At 59.3% G+C, this 26,115-nt stretch carries 24 protein-coding genes, 1 pseudogene and 2 riboswitches; of the genes and pseudogenes, 19 read left to right on the forward strand and 6 right to left on the reverse strand.

Features of this window, described 5'->3' with window-relative positions:
* Positions 1–8 precede the first annotated feature (8 nt).
* The 6 genes from H7C19_RS08400 to H7C19_RS08425 all read left to right on the forward strand — a co-directional run bounded on the left by H7C19_RS08400 (position 9) and on the right by H7C19_RS08425 (position 5,972).
* On the forward strand, positions 9–1,391 hold the full coding sequence (locus H7C19_RS08400; RefSeq protein ID WP_185142198.1) for an ABC transporter substrate-binding protein: 1,383 nt from the start codon (positions 9–11) through the stop codon (positions 1,389–1,391).
* Positions 1,392–1,482: 91 nt separating this feature from the next.
* Positions 1,483–2,373, forward strand: a complete 891-nt coding sequence (locus H7C19_RS08405) for a carbohydrate ABC transporter permease (protein WP_185142199.1) — start codon at positions 1,483–1,485, stop codon at positions 2,371–2,373.
* A gap of 140 nt (positions 2,374–2,513) precedes the next feature.
* The gene (locus tag H7C19_RS08410; RefSeq protein ID WP_185142365.1) at positions 2,514–3,302 is read left to right on the forward strand and encodes a carbohydrate ABC transporter permease; all 789 of its coding nucleotides are present in this window, start codon (positions 2,514–2,516) and stop codon (positions 3,300–3,302) included.
* Positions 3,303–3,322: 20 nt separating this feature from the next.
* Positions 3,323–4,210: a metallophosphoesterase family protein gene (locus H7C19_RS08415; protein WP_185142200.1), complete on the forward strand. Its 888-nt coding sequence runs from the start codon at positions 3,323–3,325 to the stop codon at positions 4,208–4,210.
* Positions 4,207–5,415 (forward strand): Gfo/Idh/MocA family oxidoreductase, encoded by a 1,209-nt coding sequence (locus H7C19_RS08420; RefSeq protein ID WP_185142201.1) that lies wholly within the window; start codon positions 4,207–4,209, stop codon positions 5,413–5,415. The genes H7C19_RS08415 and H7C19_RS08420 overlap by 4 nt, the downstream gene beginning before the upstream one ends.
* A complete protein-coding gene (locus H7C19_RS08425; RefSeq protein ID WP_185142202.1) occupies positions 5,412–5,972 on the forward strand; it encodes a GNAT family N-acetyltransferase in 561 nt (186 codons plus the stop codon). Before H7C19_RS08420 ends, H7C19_RS08425 begins: the two co-directional genes overlap by 4 nt.
* A 6-nt stretch (positions 5,973–5,978) precedes the next feature.
* Here H7C19_RS08425 and H7C19_RS08430 read toward each other — a convergent pair whose 3' ends face one another.
* From H7C19_RS08430 to ytaF, 3 genes are all read right to left on the reverse strand, one after another.
* Positions 5,979–7,241, reverse strand: coding sequence for an ABC transporter ATP-binding protein (locus H7C19_RS08430; protein WP_246469375.1), 1,263 nt, complete (start codon positions 7,239–7,241; stop codon positions 5,979–5,981).
* A gap of 26 nt (positions 7,242–7,267) precedes the next feature.
* On the reverse strand, positions 7,268–8,992 hold the full coding sequence (locus H7C19_RS08435) for an ABC transporter permease (RefSeq protein WP_185142204.1): 1,725 nt from the start codon (positions 8,990–8,992) through the stop codon (positions 7,268–7,270).
* A 315-nt stretch (positions 8,993–9,307) separates the two neighbouring features.
* Positions 9,308–9,475, reverse strand: a riboswitch (M-box (ykoK) riboswitch).
* Between the two features lie 85 nt (positions 9,476–9,560).
* Positions 9,561–10,190 (reverse strand): sporulation membrane protein YtaF, encoded by a 630-nt coding sequence (gene ytaF, locus H7C19_RS08440; RefSeq protein ID WP_185142205.1) that lies wholly within the window; start codon positions 10,188–10,190, stop codon positions 9,561–9,563.
* Between the two features lie 174 nt (positions 10,191–10,364).
* Between ytaF and H7C19_RS08445 the strand changes: the two genes are divergently transcribed.
* The 11 genes from H7C19_RS08445 to H7C19_RS08495 all read left to right on the forward strand — a co-directional run bounded on the left by H7C19_RS08445 (position 10,365) and on the right by H7C19_RS08495 (position 22,609).
* Positions 10,365–11,024, forward strand: a complete 660-nt coding sequence (locus H7C19_RS08445; protein WP_221469112.1) for a helix-turn-helix domain-containing protein — start codon at positions 10,365–10,367, stop codon at positions 11,022–11,024.
* A gap of 123 nt (positions 11,025–11,147) precedes the next feature.
* A complete protein-coding gene (locus H7C19_RS08450) occupies positions 11,148–11,852 on the forward strand; it encodes a response regulator transcription factor (protein ID WP_185142206.1) in 705 nt (234 codons plus the stop codon).
* A 3-nt stretch (positions 11,853–11,855) separates the two neighbouring features.
* The gene (locus H7C19_RS08455; RefSeq protein ID WP_185142207.1) at positions 11,856–13,241 is read left to right on the forward strand and encodes a sensor histidine kinase; all 1,386 of its coding nucleotides are present in this window, start codon (positions 11,856–11,858) and stop codon (positions 13,239–13,241) included.
* Between the two features lie 86 nt (positions 13,242–13,327).
* A complete protein-coding gene (locus H7C19_RS08460; protein WP_185142208.1) occupies positions 13,328–13,834 on the forward strand; it encodes a hypothetical protein in 507 nt (168 codons plus the stop codon).
* A 154-nt stretch (positions 13,835–13,988) separates the two neighbouring features.
* On the forward strand, positions 13,989–15,113 hold the full coding sequence (ftsW, locus tag H7C19_RS08465; RefSeq protein WP_185142209.1) for a putative lipid II flippase FtsW: 1,125 nt from the start codon (positions 13,989–13,991) through the stop codon (positions 15,111–15,113).
* Between the two features lie 22 nt (positions 15,114–15,135).
* Positions 15,136–16,257 carry an FtsW/RodA/SpoVE family cell cycle protein gene (locus H7C19_RS08470; protein WP_185142210.1) on the forward strand — a complete coding sequence of 374 codons (1,122 nt, stop codon included), beginning with the start codon at positions 15,136–15,138 and terminating at the stop codon, positions 16,255–16,257.
* Positions 16,258–16,340: 83 nt separating this feature from the next.
* Positions 16,341–17,330, forward strand: coding sequence for an LCP family protein (locus tag H7C19_RS08475; protein WP_185142211.1), 990 nt, complete (start codon positions 16,341–16,343; stop codon positions 17,328–17,330).
* A 41-nt stretch (positions 17,331–17,371) separates the two neighbouring features.
* Entirely contained in the window at positions 17,372–18,193 is an 822-nt protein-coding gene (locus H7C19_RS08480) for an undecaprenyl-diphosphate phosphatase (RefSeq protein ID WP_185142212.1), read from the forward strand.
* Between the two features lie 272 nt (positions 18,194–18,465).
* Complete coding sequence (locus H7C19_RS08485; RefSeq protein ID WP_185142213.1) at positions 18,466–19,041, forward strand: D-lyxose/D-mannose family sugar isomerase; 576 nt, start codon at positions 18,466–18,468, stop codon at positions 19,039–19,041.
* Between the two features lie 18 nt (positions 19,042–19,059).
* A complete protein-coding gene (locus H7C19_RS08490; RefSeq protein WP_185142214.1) occupies positions 19,060–21,351 on the forward strand; it encodes a helix-turn-helix domain-containing protein in 2,292 nt (763 codons plus the stop codon).
* Positions 21,352–21,481: 130 nt separating this feature from the next.
* Positions 21,482–21,579, forward strand: a riboswitch (purine riboswitch).
* A 76-nt stretch (positions 21,580–21,655) separates the two neighbouring features.
* Positions 21,656–22,609: an EamA family transporter gene (locus tag H7C19_RS08495; RefSeq protein ID WP_185142215.1), complete on the forward strand. Its 954-nt coding sequence runs from the start codon at positions 21,656–21,658 to the stop codon at positions 22,607–22,609.
* 88 nt (positions 22,610–22,697) lie between these two features.
* Here the strand turns inward: H7C19_RS08495 and H7C19_RS08500 are convergent, their stop codons facing one another.
* On the reverse strand, positions 22,698–23,351 hold the full coding sequence (locus H7C19_RS08500; RefSeq protein ID WP_185142367.1) for an FAD-dependent oxidoreductase: 654 nt from the start codon (positions 23,349–23,351) through the stop codon (positions 22,698–22,700).
* Between the two features lie 217 nt (positions 23,352–23,568).
* The gene (locus H7C19_RS08505) at positions 23,569–23,940 is read right to left on the reverse strand and encodes an iron chaperone (RefSeq protein WP_185142216.1); all 372 of its coding nucleotides are present in this window, start codon (positions 23,938–23,940) and stop codon (positions 23,569–23,571) included.
* 284 nt (positions 23,941–24,224) lie between these two features.
* On the opposite strand from H7C19_RS08505, the pseudogene xynA reads away from it, so the two are divergent.
* Both xynA and H7C19_RS35910 read left to right on the forward strand, forming a co-directional pair.
* Positions 24,225–25,001: pseudogene (gene xynA, locus H7C19_RS08510) on the forward strand (endo-1,4-beta-xylanase XynA); the annotation flags it as partial.
* A gap of 97 nt (positions 25,002–25,098) precedes the next feature.
* Positions 25,099–25,290: an SUMF1/EgtB/PvdO family nonheme iron enzyme gene (locus tag H7C19_RS35910; RefSeq protein WP_512698973.1), complete on the forward strand. Its 192-nt coding sequence runs from the start codon at positions 25,099–25,101 to the stop codon at positions 25,288–25,290.
* Positions 25,291–25,406: 116 nt separating this feature from the next.
* Here the strand turns inward: H7C19_RS35910 and H7C19_RS08520 are convergent, their stop codons facing one another.
* Positions 25,407–26,114 carry a DUF998 domain-containing protein gene (locus tag H7C19_RS08520; protein ID WP_185142217.1) on the reverse strand — a complete coding sequence of 236 codons (708 nt, stop codon included), beginning with the start codon at positions 26,112–26,114 and terminating at the stop codon, positions 25,407–25,409.
* Position 26,115: the final 1 nt, after the last annotated feature.

Raw genomic sequence — 26,115 nt, forward strand, 5'->3', positions numbered from 1 at the left:
CTTCGTTCATGTGGAATTACGGCAAAACGACCCTGCTTCTGCTGGCCGGCGCGCTGACGCTGGCCGGCTGCGGACAATCCGGCGGCGGCAACGCGGATGGCGCTCCGCCCTCGGCATCCGCGAGCGATGCGGACCAGCCTGCCGCTTCGCCCTCATCATCGCCCTCGGCAGAACCGACCCAAGCGCCGGTGGAGATTACCTTCTACTATCCCGTCAATGTCGGCGGACCGTTGACCAAAGTGATCGACGGCATGGCCGCGGACTTCACGTCGAAGCATCCGGATATCAAGGTCAAGCCTGTCTACACGGGCAACTACGGAGACAACACCGTCAAGATCCAAGCGGGCATTCAGGCGAAGCAGCCGCCGGACGTCGCCGTCATGATGTCGACGGAGCTGTACAGCATGCTGGATACGGACGCCATCGTTCCGCTCGACGACTTCATCGCGAAGGACGCGGACTTCGATATGGCCGATTTCTATCCGGCCTTCCTGGAGGACACGCAGACCGAAGGCAAGACGTACAGCGTGCCGTTCCAACGGAGCACGATTCTGCTCTACTACAACAAAGAGATGTTCAAGGCCGCGGGGCTCGATCCGGAGAAGCCGCCGCAGACATGGGACGAGCTGGTCGCCTACGCGAAGAAGCTGAACCGGGACGGCCACAACGGGCTTGAAATTCCGGGCAACGACGATTCCTATTGGATGTTCCAGATGTTCGCGCGCCAGGCGGCGAGCGATCCGAAGACGAACATCATGTCCGCCGACGGCAAGAAGGCGATGTTCGATACGCCGGAGAACGTCGCGGCGCTGCAGTTCTGGATCGATCTGTCGCGCAAGTACAAGGCGATGCCGGAAGGGATCATCGACTGGGCCGCGGTGCCGACCGACTTTATCGCGGGCAAGACGGCGATGATGGTTCACACGAGCGGCAATCTCACGAACGTCAAGAACAATGCCAAGTTCGACTTCGGCGTCGCTTTCCCGCCGGCCAACAAGCAATTCGGATCGCCGACGGGCGGCGGCAACCTGTACATCTTCAAGGACGCGTCCCCCGAGAAGCAAGCGGCCGCATGGACGTTCGTCCAGTATATGACCGCGCCGGAACAGGCCGCGCTGTTCAGCTCCTCCTCCGGCTACGTCGGCGTCCGGAAGTCGGCGTACGATACGGACGCGATGAAGACGTACACGGCCGGCTTCCCGCAGGCGCTCGTGGCCCGCGATCAACTGGACTACGCGTTCCGGGAGCTCTCGACGCACAATCACGGCAAAGTGTCTTCGGCGCTCACGAACCAGATCCAGGCGGCGCTGTCGGGCCAGACCGACGCGGCAACCGCGCTGAAGCAAGCCCAGCAAGAAGCGGAGCAAGCGCTCGCTCCGTTCAACAAGTAACGGCATTCGGCGGTCGCGGCGGCAGGATGAACGTCCTTCGTTCGTCCTGCCCGTTCGCGTCCGTCCAAGGCCCGCGAGGAGGCAGAAACGGATGAGCGCCGGTTGGATCGAAAGAGCGAGAAGAAACGCGTTCGGATGGGGACTTGTGCTCCCCTCGCTGCTCTTTCTCGGACTATTCACGTATTATCCGATGCTCAGAACGGCGAGACTTAGCCTCTTTGAGCAGGATTTGGCGACGCCCAAGCCGCTGTTCGTCGGGCTTGGCAACTTTGCCGCGCTGTTGAAGGACCCTGTGTTTCTGAAAGTGCTCGGCAACAACGCGTGGTATGCGGTCGGCACCGTCCCCGCATCCATCGCGCTTGCGTTCGCTATGGCGCTGTTCGCGGACAAGGCCGTCCGAGGCCGGACGTTCGCGCGCGTCGCTTTTTTCTACCCGAACATGATCCCGATGATCGCCGTCGCGAACATCTGGCTGTTCCTATATACGCCTCATTTCGGCTTGCTGGCAAGGCTCGCTTCCTGGCTGTCCGGCCAAAACGTCAGTCTGCTGGGCGACCCGCATACCGTGCTGGGCGCCATGATCGCGATGGCGATCTGGAAGGAAGCCGGCTACTTCATGATCTTCTATCTGGCGGCGATGCAGCAGATTCCGAAGGATCTGTTCGAAGCCGCGTCCGCCGACGGCGCCCGCAAATGGACGGCGCTGCGGCGCATCACGATCCCGCTGACGATGCCCACGACGTTGTTCGTGGCGGTCATCGCCATGACGAACGCGTTCAAGCTGGTCGACCATCTGTGGATCATGACGAAGGGCGGTCCCAATCATGCGAGCAGCTTGCTCTTGTATCACATCTACGAGACTTCGTTCCAATTCTACGATCAAGGAATGGCCGCGGCGATGACCGTCGCGATGATCGCGCTGCTGCTGCTCCTCTCCGCGCTGCAGGTGTTCGGATGGGACCGCAGCATTCATTACGACTAAGCCGAGGAGAATGAAGGATGAACAACCCGGTACTGACTTGGGGATCGTCGAAGCGCGCTCGCAGAAGGTCGGCCGTTCGGCGGCTGCGCCGGGCGCTCCTGACGCGGGGCGGCTGGCCGTCCGCGGCATGGCACGCCCTGATGCTCGCATTCGGGGCGATCTGGCTCGTCCCGTTCGCTTGGGTCGTCCGCACCGCCTTCCAGCCCTCGTCCGAAGCGGCGGGAAGCGGCGGGTTCGGCGCTTGGACGTCCTGGACGCTGGCGAACTTCGCGCATGTGTGGGAAGGCGCGCCGTTCGGCCGCTATTACGCGAACACGGCGCTGATCACGTTCGGCATTCTGATCGTGCAGCTGTTGACCGTCACGCTCGCCGCCTACGCGTTCGCCCGGGTTCGATTCGCCGGCAGAGGGATGCTGTTCGCGCTGTTCCTGGCGCAGATCATGGTCCCCCCGGACGCGCTCGTCTTCTCCAATTATCAAGTGCTGAATCAGATGGGCCTGCTCGATACGAAGATCGGCATCATGCTGCCCTATTTCGCTTCGTCGTTCGGCGTCTTCCTGCTCCGCCAAGCGTTCCGGCAGCTGCCTTACGAGTTGGAGGAAGCGGCTCGCATGGAGGGCTGCTCGCGCCTCGGCATCGTGGCGAGAATCTACGCGCCGCTCTGCCGCCCGGTATATCTGTCGTTCGCGATCGTCTCCGTCAGCTTCCACTGGAACGACTTCCTGTGGCCGCTGATCGTCGCCAATTCCGATACGAACCGGCCGCTCACCGTGGGACTGGCGCTCTTCGCCAAGTCGACGGAATCGGGGGCGCAGTGGTCCTACGTTTGCGCGGCCACGCTGCTCGTCGCCGCGCCGCTGCTCGTCGGTTTTCTCGCGTTTCAGCGGAAGTTTATCGATAGCTTTATGCATGCCGGCCTTAAAGGCTAAGAGGGGAGGAGAACATACAGATGAAGCTTGCGCTCATCGGCGATTTGCATTATCCATACCGTCTATTCGACCGGGCGGAGGCGGAGGAGGCCCGGGATTCGTTCTACGAAGCCGCGCTAGCCGCCTTCCTATCGATCGAAGCCGACTACCATATCTCCTTGGGCGATCTGACGCACGAAGGAGAGGCGGAGGCGTTCGAGGCCGTGTTCTCCTTCGCGCGAAGGCGTCACCCGGGGCGCAGGCTGCGTCACGTGCTGGGCAACCACGATACGTTCTCTCTGCCGAAGTCCGACATTCGGAGTCGGACGGGGATGCCTCGCTATGAGGCGATCGAGGCGGAGGAGGCCCGCCTGCTGTTCCTCGATACCGCCCGCGACGCCGATCGCGGCAACTGGGGCGGCACGCTGGACGGCGAACAGCTGGATTGGCTTAGCCTGCGGTTGTCGGGGGACGACCGGAAGCCGCTCCTGATCTTCGCGCATCATCCGGTGCCGGGAACGACGGCGCGCTCCGGGGAGGAGATGTTGGGATTGGATGCGGAGCCCGGCCGCGCGCTGCTGTCCTTGCTGGAGCGCCGGCCCGGCCCCGCCGTCTATATGAACGGCCACAATCACGTTCAATCCCTCGTCCGGCGCGGCCGGCTGCATTTCTTTCAGGCGGCCAGCGTGCTCGACGTGCCGGTCGCTTGGCTGCTGACCGTGGATGCCGACGGCCTGCTGGCCGAATCCGTTCCGCTGCTGCCGGAGCATCCGGCGGAGCGGGTGCGGGCATGGACGGCGGTCATCAGCCGCAGCATGGACGATTACTTGCGGCATCCGCACGCGGAGGGCGGCGGCTTCCCGGCCGAATGGCGCGTGGCTTGGGCCGAGACGGATGCGGCCGCAGTCGCGGAAGGAGGCGCGCGATGACGAACCGGGCGCCCGTAAGGCTGGCGATCGTCGGAGGCAATCGGGGCGCGAGCTTTCTGAACGCCCTCTATTCGTTGTCGAATCGCATCGAGCTGACCGCGACCTGCGATCTGAACGAATGGGTGCTGAAGCAGTGGAAAGAGAAGTTCCCGCGCATTCGCACGTACCGGGATTACGACGAGATGCTGAAGGATCCTTCCATCGACGCCGTGTTCATTCTGAGTCCGATGCACCTGCATGCCCGGCAGTCGATCGCCGCGCTGAAGGCGGGCAAGCACGTGCTCAGCGAGGTGATCGCCGTGCAGTCCCGGGAAGAAGCCCGGGCCTTGATCGAGACGGTGGAGTCGACCGGGCTCAAATACATGATGTCGGAGAACTATTGCTTCTCGCGATCGAATCTGGCCGTCAAGCATATGGCGGAGCTGGGCATGTTCGGGGAGATCACCTATCTGGAGGGCGGCTACATTCACGAGCTTCGTCACCTGATCCACGATCCCGACGGCTCGCTGACCTGGCGGGGCAAGCTGCATCATGAGTTGAACGGGGTCAACTATCCGACGCATTCGCTCGGCCCCGTCGCGCAATGGATCGGCGCCGGCAAGCCGGGCGGGGACCGGCTTCGATCGGTGTCGGGCTTCGTGTCGAAGTCACGTTCGCTGCTGCTTCACTTCACGGAGTCGTTCGGCAGCGAACACCCGGCGGCCAGAGAAGGCTACTGGCGGCAAGGCGATTCGGCCGTGGCCGCGATCCGCACCGACCGCGGCGCGCTGATTACGCTCCGCGTCGATTGGACGTCCGTGCGTCCGCATAACAAGACCCACTTCGTCCTGCAAGGCACGAAGGGCGCTTATATCTCCGGCCGCCATGCGGGGGAGGAGGATCTCGTCTGGTTCCGCGGCTTGTCGCCCAAGAACGAGGCGGACGGTTCGGACATGTGGGAGCCGCTCTCCCGCTATCAGCCGGAGTTCGACCATCCGAAGTGGCAGACATGGGGCAAGTTCGCATCTCAGACGAAGCACGGCGGAGGGGACTTCCTAGTGCTGGAGGAATTCATCTCGGCGATCCAAGAGGATCGCGCGCCGCTCGTCGACGTCTACGATGCCGTCGCATGGAGCTCCGTCTTCTTCTTGTCGATGGAGTCCGTCGCAGCGGACAGCGCGCCCGTCGCGATCCCGGATTATCGAGGGGGGGTGCGGACGCCGTGACGGAGGCGAAGCGCTCGAAGCTGTGGATGCGGCGGGACGACTTGGAGGGATTGGCGGAACCCGTCTGTCCGGAAGGCTGGTTTATTCGCACGTACGAGGCGGGGGACGCGCCGGCCTGGGAGCGGATCATCGCCGCCTCCTTCGGCGAGCCGATCTCCTTCGCGGGCAAAGTAGCGGAACGGCCCTCCTACCGGCCGGACCGCGTCTTCTTCGTCTGCCGGGGGAGCGAGCCCGTCGCCACGGCTTCCGCGCTCGAACCGGACGAGCCGGAGACGGGAGAGACGGATGCGGGCTATCTGCACATGGTCGGGGCGCTGCCGGCGTGCGCCGGTCTCGGTATCGGCTATGCGGTCACGCTGGCCGCGCTGCGGAAGATGAAGGAGGACGGGAAGCGCCGCGCGCTGCTGAAGACCGACGATGACCGGCTGCCCGCGATTCGGACGTACTTGAAACTTGGCTTCATGCCCGATTATCGCGAGGCCGACCATCCGATGCGGTGGGATGCCATTATGCTTCGGGTCATCCGGGAAGGGGAAAGGCTGCCGCGCCTGGGCTGACCAAGGTCAAGATTCCAGGAAGAGCACGCGCGTCTGTTCATTATAAGTGAACAGCTCCGCATACCGGCCCCAATCGATCAGAATATCCAATTGGCGGGACGCTTCTTCCGCCCCGAAATGCTTTTCGAAAATCTCCTCAAAAAACGCCCGTTCCATCTTGTTGTTCGACTTGGAGTGCAAGATCCAGATAATCCTCTCCATCATCGGCACGTGCTGCTGGACCTGGGCTCTGAAGATCTCTTTGCGGTCCAGGACGCTGGCGTCGGCGAACCGGCGTCCGATATCGGTTAACGCGATGTCGCCGTGCTGAATGGCGGCAAATCCGAGCGTCTGGGCCGTCTCGACGATAGGCAGGAAGTCTTCCAGGTCGAGACTCAGTTGATCGGCCAATTTGTAGAGATCCACTTGATGGCCCAGATCGTCGATCAGCTCGATAAAGCCGGTGAGCGCGCCTGCGGGCACCGCCGGCACTTTTTCGATTTTCTTCTTTTGCTCTTCCGCCGCTTCGGGCGTCTTCGCTTCGCGCTTCGTCAGGATGGCGTAGAGGCGGTCCACGAGCGACGTGAAGAGCGGATCCTGCTTGTCGCGCCAATGCGGCAGGCGGATCGGAATGTCGGAGATGACGCGGGCCGGGTCTCTGGACAGCACGATCGCCCGATCCGACAGGTAGACGGCTTCTTCGATGCTGTGCGTGACGAGAATGATGCTCTTGGTCGGAATTTTGCGCTCCGTCCACAGCTCCAGCAGATCGCGCTTCAAGTTCTCCGCCGTCAGGACGTCGAGCGCCGAGAACGGCTCATCCATCAGCAGCACATCCGGTTCCATGACCAGGGCCCGGCCGATCCCGACGCGCTGGCGCATGCCGCCCGACAGTTCTTTGGGATAGGCGCCCTCGAAGCCGTCCAGCCCGATCATATCGATCACGGACAGCGCTTTGCGCAGCTTCTCCTCCTCCCGCATCGGCCGGTTCTCCAGCCCCAGCTTCACGTTCTCCAGCACCGTCAGCCACGGGAACAAAGCGAACGATTGGAACACCATGCCCACCCCCGGGTTCGTGCCGGCAATCCGTTTGCCGTCATAGAGGACGGATCCTTGGGAGGGGGCCACGAGACCGGCCATGATGCGCAGCAGCGTCGACTTTCCGGAACCCGAAGGACCGAGTACGGAGACCAGTTCTCCCTCCCTGATCTGCAGGTTGATATCCTCCAGGATGCTTCCGTTCGCTTGATCCGGTTGATTGTACCGCTTGCCGATTTGCTCCAATGCCATCAGCGTTTTTTTCATGTTCAACACCTCTAATCCAGATGATATTTCTTCTCGGCCAGCTTATAGAGCCTCCGCCATATCAGGCGATTCACGATCACGACCATCAAGCACATCACGATAATGCCCCAGATGATCTCCGGCCAGCGTCCTAGGGTGGTCGCCCGGGCGATATAGGCGCCCAAGCCGGACGCCTGCAGCTCGTCATTCTTCCAGGAGACGAGCTCGGAGACGATGCTGGCGTTCCACGCCCCGCCGCTCGCGGTGATGCAGCCCGTCACGAGAAAGGGGAAGACGGCGGGCAGAATAAGCTTGCGCCATGTCTGTCTTCGCGTCAGCTTGAGCATCGTGGAAGCTTCCTTGAGATCGGATGGGATGGCCATCGCGCCCGCGATGACGTTAAAGAGCACGTACCATTGCGTTCCCAGCATCATCAGCGGGATGGCGCCGATCTCCAGCGAGAGTCCGAGCTTCAAGTACAGAATCGTGATCACGGGAAACGCCATGTTGGCGGGAAAGGAAGCGAAAACTTGGACGACGGGCTGCGCGATGCGGGCCAGGCGCGGATTCGTGCCGATGTACACCCCGGCCGGGAGCGTCCAGACGACCGCGAGAAGCGTAGAGACGAACACGCGGATAGCCGTCCACAAGCCCAGGATGACGACACGAACGAGCTCGCTCGCGCTTAGCTTGGCGATCTCCAGGATGCCTTCGTACACATAGCGCAGCGCAAAAGCCAGGGCCAAAGCCGCGAGTCCCCATTTCAACGCATACCCGAGACGCGGCGAGATCCGCGAACGCCGCGCGCGGGGAGCGCTGGCCGCGATTCCGGCAAGACCGTCGCGCAGCAGCGTCCGGACGGATCGGTTGACGTCCCGAACGAACCGCGCCTTCCGCAGGATGTCGAATACCCAGGAATCGGGAACTTCGCTAGCCTCCGTCTGCTCGACCTTGAACTTCTGGCTCCAGGCTACGATCGGCCGCCAAAAGAATTGATCCACGAGGACGATGAGCGCGATCATCGTCAAGATGGCGTACGCGATCGCCCGAGTGTCCCCTGCATCTGCCGCCATTGCCATGTAGGACCCGATCCCGGGCAGATGGATGTCCTGATTCAGGACGCTGATGGATTCGCTGGCGGCGAGGAAAAACCAGCCGCCTCCGAAGGACATCATGCTGTTCCATACCAATCCGATCATGGAGAAGGGCACTTCTAGCTTGACGAAGCGGTGCCAAGCGCCCAATCGGTTCATCTGGGCGGCTTCGTTCAGATCGCGGGGAATGGTCGTGAGGGAATGGTAGAAGCCGAAAGTCATATTCCAGACCTGGCCGGTAAAGATGGCGAAGATCGAGGCGCATTCCACGCCCAGCAGACTGCCCGGAAACAAAGCCATGAAAGCCATCACCGTCGCCGACAAAAAGCCGAGCACTGGTACGGATTGCAAAATATCGAGCGCCGGAATCATGATCTTCTCGGCCGTCCGGTTGTAAGCCGCGATTCGGCCGTAAACGAATGTAAAGATCAAGGACGCGGCAAAAGCGATAAACATGCGCAGCAACGAACGGCCCGCATAGTACGGGAGCCACTTGGGATCCAGACTTAAGGACGATTGCCGATCCGGCGAGAACGGCACGTTCATGCCCGAGCCCAGCTTTGCCGCCGCGTAGAGAACCGCTAAGAGCAGGAGAATAACCAGAATGTCGGCAAAGCCGAACCTGTTTTTTCGCTTTGCATGACTGAACAGATTCCATTGCATGTCAACAACTCCCATTGAAGAAAATAAAAAGAACTCTCCGCCGTCGGACAGGGAGAGTTCCGCATTTCCTTCATGAGAAGCCGCGAACGGAAGGCCGCGTTCAGCCGCCGGGATGACCGGAGACGACCGAACGTAAACAAGCCTCCGCCCATGCTGAAGGAACGGCATGCTTCCTGCCTGACAGACCCATCGGATACAACGGCCGATTGCATATTCGACTATGACTGTCCATAGGGCGTCCCCCCTTTCTCTCAGCATATGAAAAACCCCCGGGGAGGGTCCCAGGGGGCGTACGGGCAGCGCTAAACAAACGCTATCAGTCCCCCTAGTCCAGTTTTGGCACTATACGACGTAAAGGGAAATCCCTTAGCCACCTTAAGAAGAGCCTTAATCCGACAATTCCTGTTCTACCCATTGGCATCTTTCGATATTTCCGGGCAGTGGCCTATGTTCGTATAGGAGCCTCGCCTAACGAGGATATGATTCAGTTCCTTCTGCATGTTAGCTTGATGTCTTCGGATCTGTCAATCCTTTTTTTTTGAGAATCGGCCGGGAGACGAAATGCCGCTCAGAGAAAATTGTTGGCCGCGATCAGCATCAGAATGATGCCGCTGACGAGCGTGCCGAATTGCCCGAGCGTGAACGATCCGATGCGCACGTTCGCCACCTTGGCGCCGAGCCAGACGCCCAGCCACACCGTGAGGAAGCTGCCGACCGCGGCCATCAGCGAGATCATGAACGGGGACAAGCCGAGCAGTCCGGCGCTTAGTCCGTTCGTCAGCGCATTGGCCGACAGAGCTACGCCGAGGATGAGCGATTCGGCGATCCCGATATGATTCGAGCGGTCCCGGTCGGCGCGTTCGGGATGGCGCAGGATGCCGCTCAGCCCTTTGGCATCCGGCTCCGGCTCCGGCGCCGAGACCGCCTGCCGTCTCCTGGGCATCGCCAGCAGGATGATGCGAATTCCGATCACGAACAGGATGAACGTGCCCAACAGCACGGGCAGGATGCCGGGAAGCACGGCGGAGATCCACTTGCCGAACCAGATGCCCGCGTAGCTGAAAGCGAAGCACACGGCGGCGATCAGCAGGTTCGATACGAACCCGATCCGGATCTTCCGGATGCCGTAAGAGATGCCGACGCCCAGATTGTCGAGACTGGACGACACGGTAAAGCCAAGGATTAACAGCCAAGTCATTTGAAGCCACCTCATGTTGTCAAATTTGATACTAAGCTATGTGACGTTGAGAAAAAAGTGCCAGTACATGCGAAAATCTCAACGGCGTTTCGCCATGCGGCGGTCCGCGGAAGGTCAAATATCTCAACGGTCCACATATACTTATAACATAACGCAAGGGGAAGGGGATGCGGGATGGAAGCGATCGGTCAATCGGAGGACAGCCGTATCGGGGATCTGATCAAGCTGCTGCTCAAGAAGCATTCGCTCTCCATGCGCAAGCTCGGCAATCTGTGCGGGATGGACGCGGCTACCATCTCGCGGATCGTGAACGGCAAGCAGCAGCCGAAGCTGAGCCATCTGCGGCTCTTCGCCGAGCATCTGCACGTTCCGTTGGAACAATTGATCCGGGCGTCCGGCTCCGCCGACGAGGACGATAGAAACGATCGCGGCGCAAAGGTTATGGATTCGCTGGACGCCATCAGAGGCACGCTCGGGGATTCCCGATTGTTCGATCCGGAGGCGACGACCGCGCTGATCGAGCAAGAGCTGCTCAAGTACGAGCAGTATGCGCGGACGGAGGAAGGCCATCGCATGATCTGCTTGGAATTCGACGCCAAAGTCAGCCAGGTGAACGGGGTCGGGCCGTTCATCGAGCACTTGAAGGAGATGCACGCGCGTTACCGCGACGAAGATACGCCCGACTCGGTCCGAGCCGTCCTCGGCAGCGGGCTGCTCTATTTTATTTTGTCCGCGGACATCATTCCCGACTATCTCTTTCCGATCGGTTATCTGGACGATGCGATCGCCGTCCATCTGGTGCTGGACCGGCTGAATCGGAAGGGATCGGCCTGAGGCGCGTCGCTCCGCGGGAAGCGGTCGGGTTTGACTTTCGCGACGGCCATTGTTTACACTCTCCTTGCAACGGGATGCGCTTCAGGGGCATTCCGAGACGACGCAGACGATCGGAGAGAGAAGATGGAGCAGCCGAACCGCAACCGGATACTGATCGTGGAAGACGACAAGCATATTCGCCGTTTTATCGCGATTAATTTGGGCAGAGCCGGCTATGCGACGACGGAGGCGGCCACCGGGGAGGAAGCGCTGCGCAGCTTCCGGGAGAGCGCTCCCGACGTCGCGCTGCTCGACATCATGCTGCCCGATACGGATGGACTCGAACTGTGCGCCAAGTTTCGGAACATCGAGCCGGACGTCGTCATCGTGTTCCTGACCGCGCTCGGCCAAGATACGGACAAGATCAAGGGACTGGAGCTCGGCGCCGACGACTATATCGTGAAGCCGTTCAACCCGTTGGAGCTCGTGGCCCGAATCCGCAACATCCTGCGCAGGACAAGCCAGACCGCCGCGCCGCCCAAAAAGGTGCTCGCGAACGGCGCCATCCGGCTCGATCTCGCGTCCACCAAGCTATTCAAGCACGACCGCTGCATCGAGTTGACGCCCAAGGAATTTCAGATGCTGCGGACGTTCATGACATATCCGGACCGGGCGCTGTCCCGCGACGAGCTGCTGAACCTGATCTGGGGAGAAGACTACGTAGGCGACACCAAGACGGTCGACGTACATGTCCGCAAGCTGAGAGAGAAGATCGAAGACGACGCATCGCGGCCGAAGCGGATCGAAACCGTATGGGGCGTAGGCTACCTGTGGCGGGGAGAGGAATAAGCAGTGGGCATTCGGCAGAGAGTGGCAGGAAGCTATCTGGCCGTCATCCTGACGACGGTCATCATCCTCGAATTGTTCCTGATCGTATCCGTGAAATATTACTACCTCCACAACGTGGAACGCATCCTCACCAACCAAGCGGAGATCTCCGCTTCTTTTTTCCGCCAGTACTTCGAGGGCCGGGATCTCGAGGAACAGTCCGGCCGGCTGCTAAGCGGCTTCTCGGAGAATTCCGCCGCACAGGTGCAGATCGTCGACGCATCCGGCCGTCTTCTCCAAGACTCCAACGGCTTATCGGGCCGCGAGAACGTCATGGCGATGCCGGACGTGAAGAAGGCCATCGGCGGATTCGTCGGCACTTGGCAGGGCCGCGAGCCCGTCACGAACGAGCCGGTCTTGTCGGTATCGTACCCGCTGCAGGGGAGCGGACGGACGGTAGGCGCCGTTCGCTTCGTCACGTCGTTGACGGAGACGTACCGCACGATCAAGCAAGTGTCCGCCGTCTTGATCGCCGTCGGCTGCATCGTGGTCGCCATCGTCGCGATATTGGGCGTGTTCCTGTCGCGGTCGATCACCCGGTCCATCCAGGAATTGAAGCGGGCGGCGGAGAAAATGGGGGAAGGCGACTTCTCGATTCGCGTCGCCAAACGGGCGGACGACGAGCTCGGCACGCTCGCGGATACGCTGAATCTGATGGCGGCCAAAATCGGACAGACGGAGCAGCTCAAAAACGACTTTATCTCCTCGGTCTCCCACGAGCTTCGCACCCCGTTGACGGCGATCAAAGGTTGGACCGTCACCTTGCGAACCGCGGACAAGGAAAGCGAAGAGGGGCTGCTTCGAGACGGACTCGAGATCATCGAGTCGGAGAGCGACCGTTTGGCGCGGCTCGTCGACGAGCTGCTGGACTTCTCCAAGCGGGAGAGCGGCCGCATCGTGCTGCAGCCCGCGCCGGTCCATCTTCCCGAGCTGCTGGACCGGATCGCCAAGCAACTGACTCCCAGGGCGGAACGGCAGCGCGTATCGCTGCGCGTGCATGCGAGCGATGCGCTTCCGGTCATCCAAGCGGACGAGAATCGACTGAAGCAAGTATTGATCAATCTCGTCGACAATTCGCTGAAGTTCACGCCGCCGGACGGGTCCATCCGGATCGAAGCCTTCCCGGATCAAGGAGAAGTCGTCATCGCGGTGGCGGATACGGGATCGGGCATCGCGGAGCGGGACTTGGCTAGCGTCTTTCAGAAGTTCTACAAAGGCGAGGGCAAAACCGGCGGAAGCGGCTTGGGTCTCGCGATCTCGGAGCAGATGATCAAGCTGCACAATGGACGGATGCATATCGACAGCGAGCTCGGAAAGGGAACCAAAGTGTGGATCCGCCTTCCGGGTTGAAGGTCGAATTTTAACGATTTCATAACCCTTTCTCCGGCGAGCGCCGCTAGAATGGAGGATAGGGACGAACGAGGAGCGGGATCCGGATGATCAAACGCTTGATGGGGACAGGCATCCTTGTCCTGGCTTTATTCGCGGTCGGCGGCTGCGGCGTTCCTGTGACGCCGGTCGAATTGCTGGGTCCGCCGGCGCAGGAGAACGACGCCGCGGACCTTACGTTCCTGGCGCTATTGCCCGAAGGCGCCCGGCTGCTCCATCCGGTCCGCTACGGAGACGTGGACGGAGACGGGATGAACGAAGCCGTCATCGTCTACGAAGAGAACGTGCACAGCAAAAAAGCGATGAAAGCCGCGCTGGTCAAAAAACAGCAAGAGGCGTGGAAAATCGTTTGGGCGACGAACGGGTTCGGATACGGGCTGGATTATGCCGGCATTCACGATACGAACGGGGACGGTCAGCCCGAGATTCTGCTCGGGTGGTCGTTCGGCGCCGGCGGCAACGGTCTCGACATCTACGAATGGACGAACCAGCAATGGATGCTGAAGGACACCCGGCCGTACGACGGCCCTCTCGGATCCCCGCTCGCGCTCTAATCGGCAGGCGATATCGTTCCAGACGCGGTTGCGGCCGTTCGACCCGTACGGAGACCATTCTGTGAAGCTCTCTCTTTGCGCGGAGAGCTTTTTATTTTGGTCATTCGTATTTTGCAAAGCCGTTTTTACTTGGGCGCAGGAGGTGCTCACGATTTTGAGAGACGCAAACCGCGGGCGACCCGACTTTCTGCTTTTGCTGCTCACTTGCATGCTCGTCGGTTTCGGTCTGACCATGATCTTCAGCGCCAGCACGCCTATCGCGATGCAGAAATACGGCAGCTTCTGGTTCTTCGTGCACAGACAGGCGCTGTTCGCGGTGGCCGGACTGGCGTTGATGTTCTCGTTCATGCGCATCCCGGTATCGTTCTGGAAGAAAGCCGCGCCGTTCCTCATCTTGGTCTCCTTGTTGCTGCTGGGCCTGGTGCTGGTCTTCGGAACGAAGATCAACGGCGCCCGCAGATGGTTTATCGTGGCGGGATTTAACTTTCAGCCTTCGGAATTCGCCAAGTTCGCCATCATCGTGTATTTGTCCGCGATGATCGGCAAGAAGGGCGAGCGGATCCGCTCTTTCCTTCGCGGCTTGCTCCCGATGCTGATCATGGTCGGCGCGAATCTGGCGATGATCATGCTGCAGCCGGACTTCGGAACCGTCTTGATCCTGTTCCTGATCTCCGGCGCGATCGTCTTGATCAGCGGAGCGAGATTGGGACATCTGATCGCGCTCGGCCTCGGATTCATCCCGCTGCTTGTCTACCTGTCGGTCAGCAAGAGTTACCGCCTGAAGCGGATGAACGCGTTCGTGGATCCTTTTCACGATGCGTCGGATTCCGGTTATCAACTCGTCCAATCGCTGACGGCGCTGGGACACGGCGGCTTCACGGGCGCCGGGCTGGGCCGAAGCATTCAGAAGTATTTTTATTTGCCCGAAGCGCATACGGATTTTATTTTCGCCGTCGTCGGCGAGGAACTCGGTTTTATCGGCGTTTCGGGTTTCTTTTTGGTCTATTTTTTGTTTCTCTGGCGGGCCTTCCTCGCCGCGTATCGAAGCAGCGAACCGTTCGCGGCGATGCTGGGGATGGGGATCGCGACGATGATCGCCATTCAGTTTCTGATGAACGTCGGGGCGGTCACCGGTTCGCTTCCCGTGACCGGCGTTCCCCTGCCCTTCATCAGTTACGGCGGCACATCGCTGCTGTTGTGCATGGCGTGCACGGGCATTCTCCTCGGCATTGCGCGAGACAACAACCGCAGGCTGCAGGGTCGCCATCCGGAATCCTAACGAATTATGGCAGAGGTATCGCATGAATCTGTTTCTCCCTTTGAAAAAATTGGACGGGTGGACCTTGATCATCTTGGCCGGTCTGTCCGCCGTCGGGACGTTCGCCGTCTATCAAGCGACCTCGAACACCAGGCTGGACGGGCTGCATGTCAGCAACCTGATTCTGCTGGGCGCGTTCTGCGTGCCGATGCTGTTGGTGGCGATGATCGACTACCGGCTGCTGACCGGCAAGATCACCTACCTCTTGTACGCGATCGGAATCGGCATGCTCGTCATCGTGCAGACGTCCGGAGAGAACATCAACGGCGCGGTGCGGTGGCTGCGGTTCGGGCAGCTTCAGATCCAGCCTTCCGAGATGGTCAAGCTGTTCACGATCCTCCTCATCTGCCATCTGCTGCAGCGGCGGCAAGGGGAGAAGCTCCGCCTGTGGCGGGACGTCGTTCCCATATGCGCGGTCGTCGCCGTCCCCGTCCTGCTCATCATGAAGCAGCCGGACCTGGGAACGTCGCTTGTCTTTGTCGGGATCTTGCTAGGAATGCTGTGGATGGGCAATATCCGAACCCTGTATTTGCTGCTTTTTATCGGTATCCTTACCGCTCTGATCTCCTCGATCGTATATCTGTATCATTCGAATTACGAGCTGCTGGCGAAGTTCGTCAAGCCGCATCAAATGGCCAGAATTCAGACGTTTCTCGATCCCGCCAGCGATCCCGACAAGTCCTGGCACGTCCGCAACGCGATCAGCGCGGTCGGTTCCGGCCAGCTGTACGGGGACGACGGCTTTTATTTGAAGCAGGGCTATATTCCTTACGCGTATTCGGATTCCGTCTACGTGGTGATCGGGGAAAAATACGGCTTTGTCGGCTCCGCCATTTTGCTGCTGCTGTATTACGGGCTGATCTATCGGATGGTGATCATCATCTGGGAGGGGCGGGATTTGAGGGGCGCTTACCTGATCGTAGGCTTGATCAGCATGATGGTTTTCCAGATCTTCGTGAATATCGGGATGCATATCGGCCTGCTTCCGCTTACGGGCATCTCCCTGCCGTTCATCAGCTACGGCGGGAGTTCGCAGCTGACCAATATGATCGCCGTCGGGTTGGCGCTCAGCGTGAAGATGCACAAAGGCGAGCCTGTCGAATAGCGCGTTCGCCGAAGAGGGCGGAAACGGATTGGAGGACGACATGACCAAGAAACGCAGATCGAAGACGTTGCGAACCTATTTATGTGATCGTCGGTTTGGCGGCCGGTACGCTGTTCCTCGCCGCGGCGGCCTATGCCGGCCACATTTACTGGAAGGCGAACTCGACGCTTCATCGGATTGCGGCGCCGGCGCCGACCGGCACCGAAGGCGCCGCGAATCGCGGCGCGCCGGACGAAGACCCGACCGACATCAAGCCGTTCCTGCTGCTGCTGGCCGGCTTGGACAGCCGGGCGGGAAGCGGAGGGACGCTGAATACGGACGTCCTCATGCTGGTGAGCGTGAACCCGCAGAACCATTCGGCCAGCATGGTGTCGCTGCCGCGCGATCTGCTGCTGAAGCCGCCGCACTTGCCGGACCGCAAAGCCAATTTTTATTACGCTTATTATTCCGCCAAGGACAAAGCTTCCGCTATTCCCAATACGAAGCGGTTCTTCAGCGACTTGTTTCAGCTGCCGATCGATTATATGGCCGTCGTCGACTTCGACGCGCTGCGCCAGGTCGTCGAAGCGGTCGGGGGTCTGGAGATCGACGTCGACATGGACATGAAGTACGTGGACAACGCCGACGGGACCCGGATCGATCTGCGGAAGGGGTTGCAGAAGTTGAACGGACAGCAGGTGCTGGACTTCGTCCGCTATCGCAAGTCCAACCAGGGAACCCAGGAGTCGTCGGATTTCGCGCGCAACGATCGGCAGCAGCAAGTGATCAAGCAGATCGTCGAGAAGCTGGGGGCGTTCCAAGGGATGTCCCAGTGGAGCCGGATTCTGGACATCATCGGCGACAACGTGAAGACCGACGTGCCCGAGACGGTGCAACGCCAATGGCTTTTCCACTTCAATACCGTCAAGCCGGCGCAGATCCATTCCTTGAATCTGAACGCCGTATGGAAGAGCCCTTACGTCTACATCGAGAAAGAAGACTTGATGCAGGCGCTGGCTGCGCTCCAGGAAGAGGCCGGGGTGAGTTCGGTTCATCGCCGGGATATCGGCAATGTCGTCGGCGTGGCGAATTAATATAGATCATTCAGAGCGCATCGGAAGAGGAGAGGCTGACCATGGATGAGATCAAATCGCTCATTTTCGCCATCATTCAGGGAATCACCGAATTGTTTCCCATCAGCAGCGTGGCGCACGGCGTACTTACGCCCTATGTTTTTCGCTGGAATCTGAGCCCGGCCTTTTTGCAAGAGCACTTCCTGCCGTATGTGGTGATGCTGCACGTAGGCACCGCGCTGGCGCTGCTCGTTTTTTTCAGGCGGGAATGGATCGCGATCGTACGTTCGCTCTTCAACGTGAGAGACAAGGAATCGAGAAGACTGCTCGCGCTGATCGTCGTGGCCACCATTCCGGCCGCGCTGATCGGCGTCACGATGGAAAAGCATCTCCGCCATCTGTTCAGCAGCGTGACCAGCGCTTCCATCTTTTTGATCGTCAACGGGTTCTTCCTCTATTTCGGGGAGAAGGTGCGTTCCCGCGGCCATAAAGACATCCTCGAATTGAGCTTCGGACAAGCGTTCATCGTCGGGTTGTTCCAGTCGCTCGCCTTGATTCCCGGCTTCTCGCGGTCCGGGTCCAGCATGATCGCGGGCTTCTGGGCCGGTCTGAAGCATGAATCCGCCGCCCGCTTCTCCATGCTGCTGGCCACGCCGATCATCGTCGGCGCCGGCGTGCTGGAGATTCCCAAGCTGGCCCGGTCGGGGATGGACGGACTCTTCCGCATCTCGCTCCTGGGCGGGGCGGCGGCAGCCGTGATCGCCTATCTCACCGTCTGGCTGATGATGAAGTGGTTCAAGAAGCACGACATCGAAGCGATGAGGCCGTTCGCCTATTACTGCTGGGCGATCGGGGCGATCATCCTGCTCACGGTGTGGCTCTAGGTCGAGCTGCAGAAGCAGGTCGACGCCTGGCGGGCAAGCCAAAAATCGTAAACGGGTTCCATTGAAAAGCGAGTTGAGAGAGTCAACTTTGCGGCGAGAAGCATGCGGCTAGAATCGATGAACGCGAACGCCAGAGCGATCTGGCGTTTTTTGCGTTCCCGACGCTCTCCGTCTCCCGGGCGACCGCGCCAAAAAAGGCATTGTGATGTGGTTTATACCTGTGATAATGTTATAAACAAACATCAGATGTTATTAACGAAAGGGGTCTCCAAATGATCTTGCGGAGTGAAGTGAGAAGAGCGCAGGAGCGGACGATGGAGCTGTTCGCCCGCGCCGGCATCGTATTGACCGCGGAGGAGCGCGAGCGCATCGAAGTCGCGGGCTTCGGCCTCGGGCAATTGGAAGCGCAAGGACTGGAACTGATCACTTATAGCAATACGGACCGTTACTGCGCGAAGGAACTCGTCCTTTTCCCCGGACAGACCTGTCCCGAGCATCTGCATCCCCCGGTAGGAGAAGAACCCGGCAAGATGGAGACGTTCCGCTGCCGCTGGGGGACCGTCTACCTCTACGTCGAAGGTGACGCGGCCCCGGACATCCGGGCGGTCATCCCCGCAGGGAGCGAGTCGCACTATACGGTCTTCCATGAGATCGTCCTCCAGCCGGGCGAGCAATATACGATCCCCCCGGGAACGAAGCATTGGTTCCAGGGAGGGCCGGAAGGCGCGGTCGTCTCGGAATTCTCCAGCACGAGCCGGGACGAGTTCGACATCTTCACCGATCCGGGCATCGTCCGCGCGCCGACGGTCGTGGAGGACGAGGCATCCGGAGAGGAGCAGCCACACTAACGGGAGGTTTGACGCTGCATGCGGCAACCCATCATGCAAAGGTTGCGGTCGATCGCGGAGCTTCGGCGATTGAACCGGCTTCGGCCGAGACAGACATATATCCGGATTTTTCTGGGCTTGAGCTTGCTGCTGGTGCTCGTCGCCGTCCCGTTCGTCTTCCTCTTGACGGACCAATTCTCGAAGTATGCGATGAAGCAGATCGACAAGGTGAACCGGACGGAGATCGCGCACTCGCGCGACAACGCGGAATTCATCTTCGACAAGATGATGGCCTACGGCTTCACGATGTACGCCGACAAGAGCATCCAGGCTTGGATGATGGCCGGCGAGGAATCGCAGGAGTCGCAGGTCGAGGCGCTGGCGGCGGCGGCCAAGTACCGGACGACCGAGCCGTTCCTGGACAATGCGTATCTGATCAATATGCGCACCGAGCACGTCATCGATCTGAAGTACGGCATCTCGACGTTCGCCTCCTTTCAGGATCGCGAGATTCTGGCGTCGGCGCGGACGCCGCAGAGCGCGTATCAGCGCTTCTTCGTGCATCGGCTGAACGGCGTGCCGATGCTGACTCTGATGATCCCGACGGTACCTTCCGGGCAGCCGTCTTACGGTTATCTGGTTCTGCTGCTGAACGACGCCTTGGTGAAGCAGTACTTGCTGAAGGGGAACGATCAATCGGGACTCATGTCCTTCATTCTCGACCGCGATGGCGCGGTCATGCTGGGCGACGAGGACGCCCCGGACCTGGATGCCGAACTGGCCGCCCGGTCGAACGAAGGCATGGGCAGCTTCACCTTGCACTACAAGGGCGATTCATGGTCGGTTCAGCACGCGTCGATCGAGCCGCAGGGCTGGGTGTTCTATCAGATGGCCAAGCTGGAGGGCATCCAAGCCGACTTCCATTCATTCCGGACGAAGCTGACGATCGTCCTCGCGGGCATGGTGGCGCTGCTCCTGGCCGTCCTGTTCTGGAATTCCAGACGGACGTACAGGCCGATCTCCCAGCTGGCGGAACAGCTGGACCGGAAGTTCGGGCTAAGCGGGCGCCTGAAGCCCGGCGAAGCCGCCAGGGACGAATACAGCGTCATCCGCGACGGCATCGAACTGATGGAGGACCGTATGGGTCAGCTCGACGCGTCCATGCGGGAGCACCGCAACGTGATCCAAGCCGAGTACTTGCGGCAGTGGGTTCTGCAGGGCAAGCTGATCGCGCCGGTCGAGCAGTATCTCCGCCAGCATTCGAAACTGTTCGAGTACGAGGATCTCTACGTCAGCGTCTTCCGGATGAACGGATACGGCGCGTTCAAGGAGCAGTACGGCTTCGCCTCCCGCAAGCTCATCAAGTACGCGATGGGCAACATCGCGGAGGAGATCCTGCAGCGCGGCGGACACGCGGAGTCGGCGGATCTGGGCGGAGACCATCTCGTCGTGCTCTTCGCGGGGAATGCGCTCCCCGTCGATCGGCTCACGGCCCTGTTGGAGGAAGTCAAGACGCAGATCCGCCAGTGGACGCAGATCCGCATCACGGTGGCCGTCAGCGAGCCGAAGCACGTCCGCGACGATATCCGCTCCGTCTACCAGCATATCCACGAGCTGACGATGCTGCAGTTCGTCTCCGGCGAGGACAAGGTGTTCCTGGAGCGGGACTTCGAAGCGTACATGCGGAGCGTACAGCCGCTCCCCGACGACAACCTGCTGGACGAGCTGATCAAGCAGGTGCGGATGGCCAAGCCCGAGGAAGTGTCGGCCAGCCTGGACCGTCTCTTCGCGCATATGCAGGCGATGCACTACGCGCAGAGCAAGTTCCAGCTGTCGCTCATGCTGTATACGCTGTTCAAGACGTTCAACAAGCTTCCGTCCCTCGATTCCGCGCAAGGCATCGAGCACATCCTGGCGTCGTTCGATACGCTGAGCGGGGTCAGAGGCTGGCTGGAGCGGGAGCTGTCCGGCATCATGGACGAGCTGAGCAACCGCAAGGGCGCGAGCCGCAGGGACGAGATCGTGACGGAGATCGTCGAGTACGTGAAGGACCATCTGCACGATCCGATGCTCACGATCGAGGAGATCTCGGAGCAGGTGTCCCTGTCGACGCGCCACGTGCGGCAGCTGTTCAAGGAAGCGCTGGACGTGACGCTTTCGGACTACATCCTGCAGGAACGCATCGCGAAGGTGAAGGAACTGCTCGTCTCGACCGACTGGACGGTGACGGACATCGGCGAGCGGGCGGGCTTCCAGACGAAGAGCCACTTTTTCACGATCTTCAAGAAGGCGACGGGAATGACGCCGAGCCAATACCGGGATCGGGGATGACGGGTACGGACGAGTAGAGAGACGTTCAGAACATGCGGCTGGCTCTCGAACCGCTCCGGCTTCCTGCCATACGGGATTGTGGACTATTGACAACCGACAGCGCGCGCTTTATGATTAACGCTGTTGCCATTTCATAAACGTCATCATCATTCGTATAACTCCGCGATAGGGGCGGGGGTCTCTACGGGAAGCCGATACTTCCTTGCTACGAATATCGTTTCGCCAAACGGCGAAACGCATATTCCGGGCAAGGAAGTTTTTTGTTTTCCCCCGGTGCGCGCATAAGAAGGAGGACTTCATCCAGATGAAATACAGAATGGCGGTATTGCTCGGCGCGATCTGCTACGGCATTCTGTCGACGATCGTAACCAAGGCGTACGGCAAAGGCTTCACGCTCGGCGAGGTGGTCGGCAGCCAGCTCGCCACGGGCTGCCTGTTGGCGTGGGCGCTCGTGCTGGCCATGGCGGTCGTGAGGCGGAAGAGGAGCAAGAGAGGGGAGACGCGTCCCGCGGCGGACCAGACGGCTCCGCGCACGTCGTGGAAGCAGGCCGTCCTGCTAATGGCGGCGGGTATGCCGACCGGGCTGACGGGGCTTCTGTACTACGAATCGCTTCGCTACATTCCCAATTCGCTCGCAATCCTTTTGCTGTTCCAGTTTACCTGGATGGGCGTCCTGATTGACGCGGTATCCAGGAAGCGGCGCCCGAACGCCGCGCTGCTGCTGACGCTGGCGGTCCTGTTCGGCGGGACGCTGCTCGCGGCGGGCATCCTCGATCGCGGGCTGGACGCGTTCCGGGGCCTCGGCGTCCTGTTCGGCTTTTTGTCCGCCGTGAGCTATACGGCGTTTATCCTGATCAGCGGCAAAGCGGTGCCCGCGATACACCCGGCGAGACGCAGCGCCTGGATGATCACGGGCGCGATGCTGTTCGTGTTCATCCTGTTCCCTCCCGCTTTCCTGATCGACGGGACGCTGCTCGGCGGACTGCTGCCGTTCGGCTTCATGCTCGGCTTGTTCGGCGCGTTCCTGCCGCCGCTGCTGTACGCCATCGGCGTCCCGCACATCGGGGAAGGGCTGACGGGCATCCTCGGCGCCGCCGAGCTGCCCGTGGCGGTGCTGCTGTCGTCGGTCGTGCTGCACGAGCGGGTGAGCGAGCTGCAGTGGGCCGGGGTGGTGCTCGTGCTGCTGGGCGTGGCGCTGCCCGAGCTGTTCAGGCGAATGTCCCGCGGCGCTCCCCGTTCGACCGGCGTCTCCTCCTAGACGTCGCCGATGATACGCGATGGACCAGGGAGAACTAATACCCCCTGAAGGAATCCTTTTTCATGTTCTGCTTGGCTATATTTTTCCCTTAAAGGAAAGCAGAAACGGACGCTACAAGCGAGTTCGGTCCCGCAACAAAGTATGTTCCGTTGTCCTTAAACCGGGCGATAAACGATTCGATCTCCTTCTCCAGATTTTCTCTTGAATCCACATAAGTTACGTCGACGACGGAACGGTCGGCCAAAGCATCTATTTCATCTTTAAATAGATAAGATTTTTTGCTATCCGTGTAGAGGAGATGAATTTGTCTGTTCTCTCCATTCCCTGCAGCAGCAAGTTGCTTAAGCATCGATCGAAAAGGTGTAATGCCGATTCCGCCGGCGATCAGGAGGGTAGGGTTGTTGTCCTTCAGGGAAAAAGATCCGATGGCTCCGCTCATTTTTACTTTCATGCCGGGTTTCAATTCCAACAGCGCTTTTTTAAACTCGCTTGGCTGATCGCCGATTCGAGTGGTAATCCTGATCACATTTTCTGAGGGAGCCGACGATAGGCTGAATGGCTTTGTCGCATTTTTTATTGGTTTATGAGTGATGCTGACCAAGCCGTATTGCCCTGGTTCCCAATGCAAATCTTGATTTTTCTCGAATAGAAACGAATAGACGCTCTCGGATTCCTTGAAACTCTCTATAAAAGTCATTTCTCTTTTTTTGAACACGGCAGCTAAATCTTTAAAGAAGCCCAATTCATCAACATCCTTTCCCATAATGAAATCCTTCTGTCCCCAGGTGGTCCGGGGTGCGGTCCATCCCTTCGTTAGCGTCCCACGCTCGAACATAGGACACCAAAAGGTGTCGGTTCGATTTGATTTTAGGACACGATATGGAGTCATGTCAACCCATTTTGCCCAAACGAATAAAAAAACCCCCTAATCAAGGGGATTTCATGACCGTTCAATGGGGCTATTTCCGCCAAAACGTCGAACAGTCGGATTTATCCTGAATATTGAACTGAATCATTCGTTCCAGCAAGGAGTAATCCAGCGAACGTCCCCACTTAAACCGTACCAGTCCCTTGGTATGATCGAGCTTTTCCCGAATGATTTCATCCCAAAATGGCTCCATCCCCGCCTGTTCGGGAGCAATAGCCAAATGCTGCTTGGACGCGCTGAAGCCGATGATATATGTATCGTGATCGGTAAACATCGGCTGGTTCCAGGCTATTTTGGGCTGCAGGTGCGGAAATTTATTTGTTACCCACGCCAAAACTTCTTTCATTTGTTCCCGGTGCTCAGGCTCATCGATCCGGGATAAATAATCATCGAAAAAGGCCATCGCTTCCTCCTCCTGAAATGATGTTCTGGTATATTCATGGATTATATCACGGATAGCGGAGGGATTTCGCGGTTCATCGGAACGGCATCGGCTCGGCGAGTTCTTTAAAATGACAGGGTGTCATCATTAATTTGTGAAGTGTAATGAATGCGCTTACTTTCTATAATTTACCTGGAAGAAAGTTACAGAGAGCGTTCGCAGATCCGGGACCATGCAGCTCCCGCAAAGCGCAACAATCCAAGCAGTTTGGAAGCAATCACCAAAAAAAATGTAGGAGGTTGAGGATGATGAAGCGGAACAAGAAAATGCTGACGGTCGTTGCAGCGGCGCTCATGAGCTTTGGCGCGCTTGCGGGTACCTCCAGCGCGGCGACGGATTTATTGGCAAAATAGGACCGACGGCGGCGGGACGGTCAATGCCGTCAACGGATCCGGCGGCAATTACAGCGTGACATGGTCGAACAGCGGGAATTTCGTCGTCGGCAAGGGTTGGACGACCGGGTCGCCCACCAGGACCATCAATTACAATGCAGGCGTCTGGGCGCCTTCAGGCAACGGGTATTTGACGCTTTACGGGTGGACGAGAAACTCGCTCATCGAATATTACGTCGTGGACAGCTGGGGCACCTATCGGCCTACCGACACGTACAAGGGCACCGTGACCAGCGACGGGGGCACTTATGACATTTATACGTCTACGCGAACAACGCGCCGTCCATCGACGGCACCCAAACGTTCACCCAGTTCTGGAGCGTCCGCCAGTCGAAGAGAGCGACCGGGAGCAACGTCGCGATCACGTTCAGCAACCACGTTAACGCCTGGAAGAGCAAGGGAATGAACCTTGGAAGCAGTTGGGCTTACCAGGTGCTCGCAACGGAAGGATATCAAAGCAGCGGGAGCTCGGTGACGATCCAAGAAGGCGCGAACGGGTACCGGCTGCCGACGGAAGCGGAGTGGGAATACGCCGCGAGCGGCGGCCAGTTGAGCAAGGGCTACGCCTACAGCGGAAGCGATCACGCGGATACGGTCGCCTGGTATTGGAGGAACGCGGGAGACCGATACTTGTCCGGGGAATGGAACTGGCCGGTCATCGAAAACAACCATAACAAAACCAGACCGATCGGCTTTCAAGAAGCCCGACGAGCTCGGACTTTACGATATGTCGGGAAATGTAAGGGAATGGTGCTGGGACTGGTACGAAGGCGCGGACGTCCAGAGCGGTTCCTTCCGGGTCGTGAAGGGCGGGGGATGGATCGGCGACGTCAGCAACGCCGAGATCTCCTTTCGGGGCAAGTTCGAGGCGAGCGGCTTCGGCCCCGATCAAGGGATTCGCGTGAGTCGCGGCGAGTAAACGGGAACCAGACGAGTTGCTATCATAGGGTCGCGAACATATTCGCAGGGAAAGCTGCCTCGCGCTTGGCGCGAAGGCAGCCTTTCACGTTCTCGTTGCAGCTTGTAATAACCAGTTTAAGCTCGATGATGGGAAGTGGTTGACTTCACCTTAACAGTTTTAATCCTATTCCAGGCAACAATCATCATCCATATACTGAATCCCACGATAAAAACTCGGTTCGCCCACCCCGTCCAATCGCCTGGCCCTCGGGTTCCTTCAAATTTCGTTCCGCCCCCCGCTATAAAAGCGATCAGGCTAAGCCAAATTACAGCCGTTGCTGCCCAAAGCAGGCGCCGAGCCTGAAGGCTGAATTGCCTGCGGCGGCTAAACGACAAACTGATCAAAGAAGATGTGATCGGGGCAACGGGAATAACCATCACGGATCCCCAGGCATGCCATGCGCCATGCGTCGACCAGTGCTCTCTGCTGATCGTTATCGGATCCGTTTGAAACAAACCGGCAATAAATAATCCCACCGCGGCTACCAACATGAAAAATAGCCCGACATACCCGCCGATCGATCTTATGCTCGGCTCAATAGCTGCTATCAAGCTCAGGCAGCCAAGCCCCAAGCAAAAAAAAGCAAGTTGCATCACCCAGCCATAGTCGCCAAGCTCATATTCGCTAATCATTCTCCAGGAAGGGGCAAATTCCGGCTCCAATGCATGAAGGGCAAAAAGGATCACCACAAAAGCGAGGGTGACGATAAATGACACCCTTGCGGCGCGGCGGGAAAAACTAGAAACGCCCTTCGAATTATTCGTACTATGATGCTTTACCATA

Source organism: Cohnella nanjingensis, assembly GCF_014212125.1.
Classification (GTDB): Bacteria; Bacillota; Bacilli; order Paenibacillales; family Paenibacillaceae; genus Cohnella; species Cohnella nanjingensis.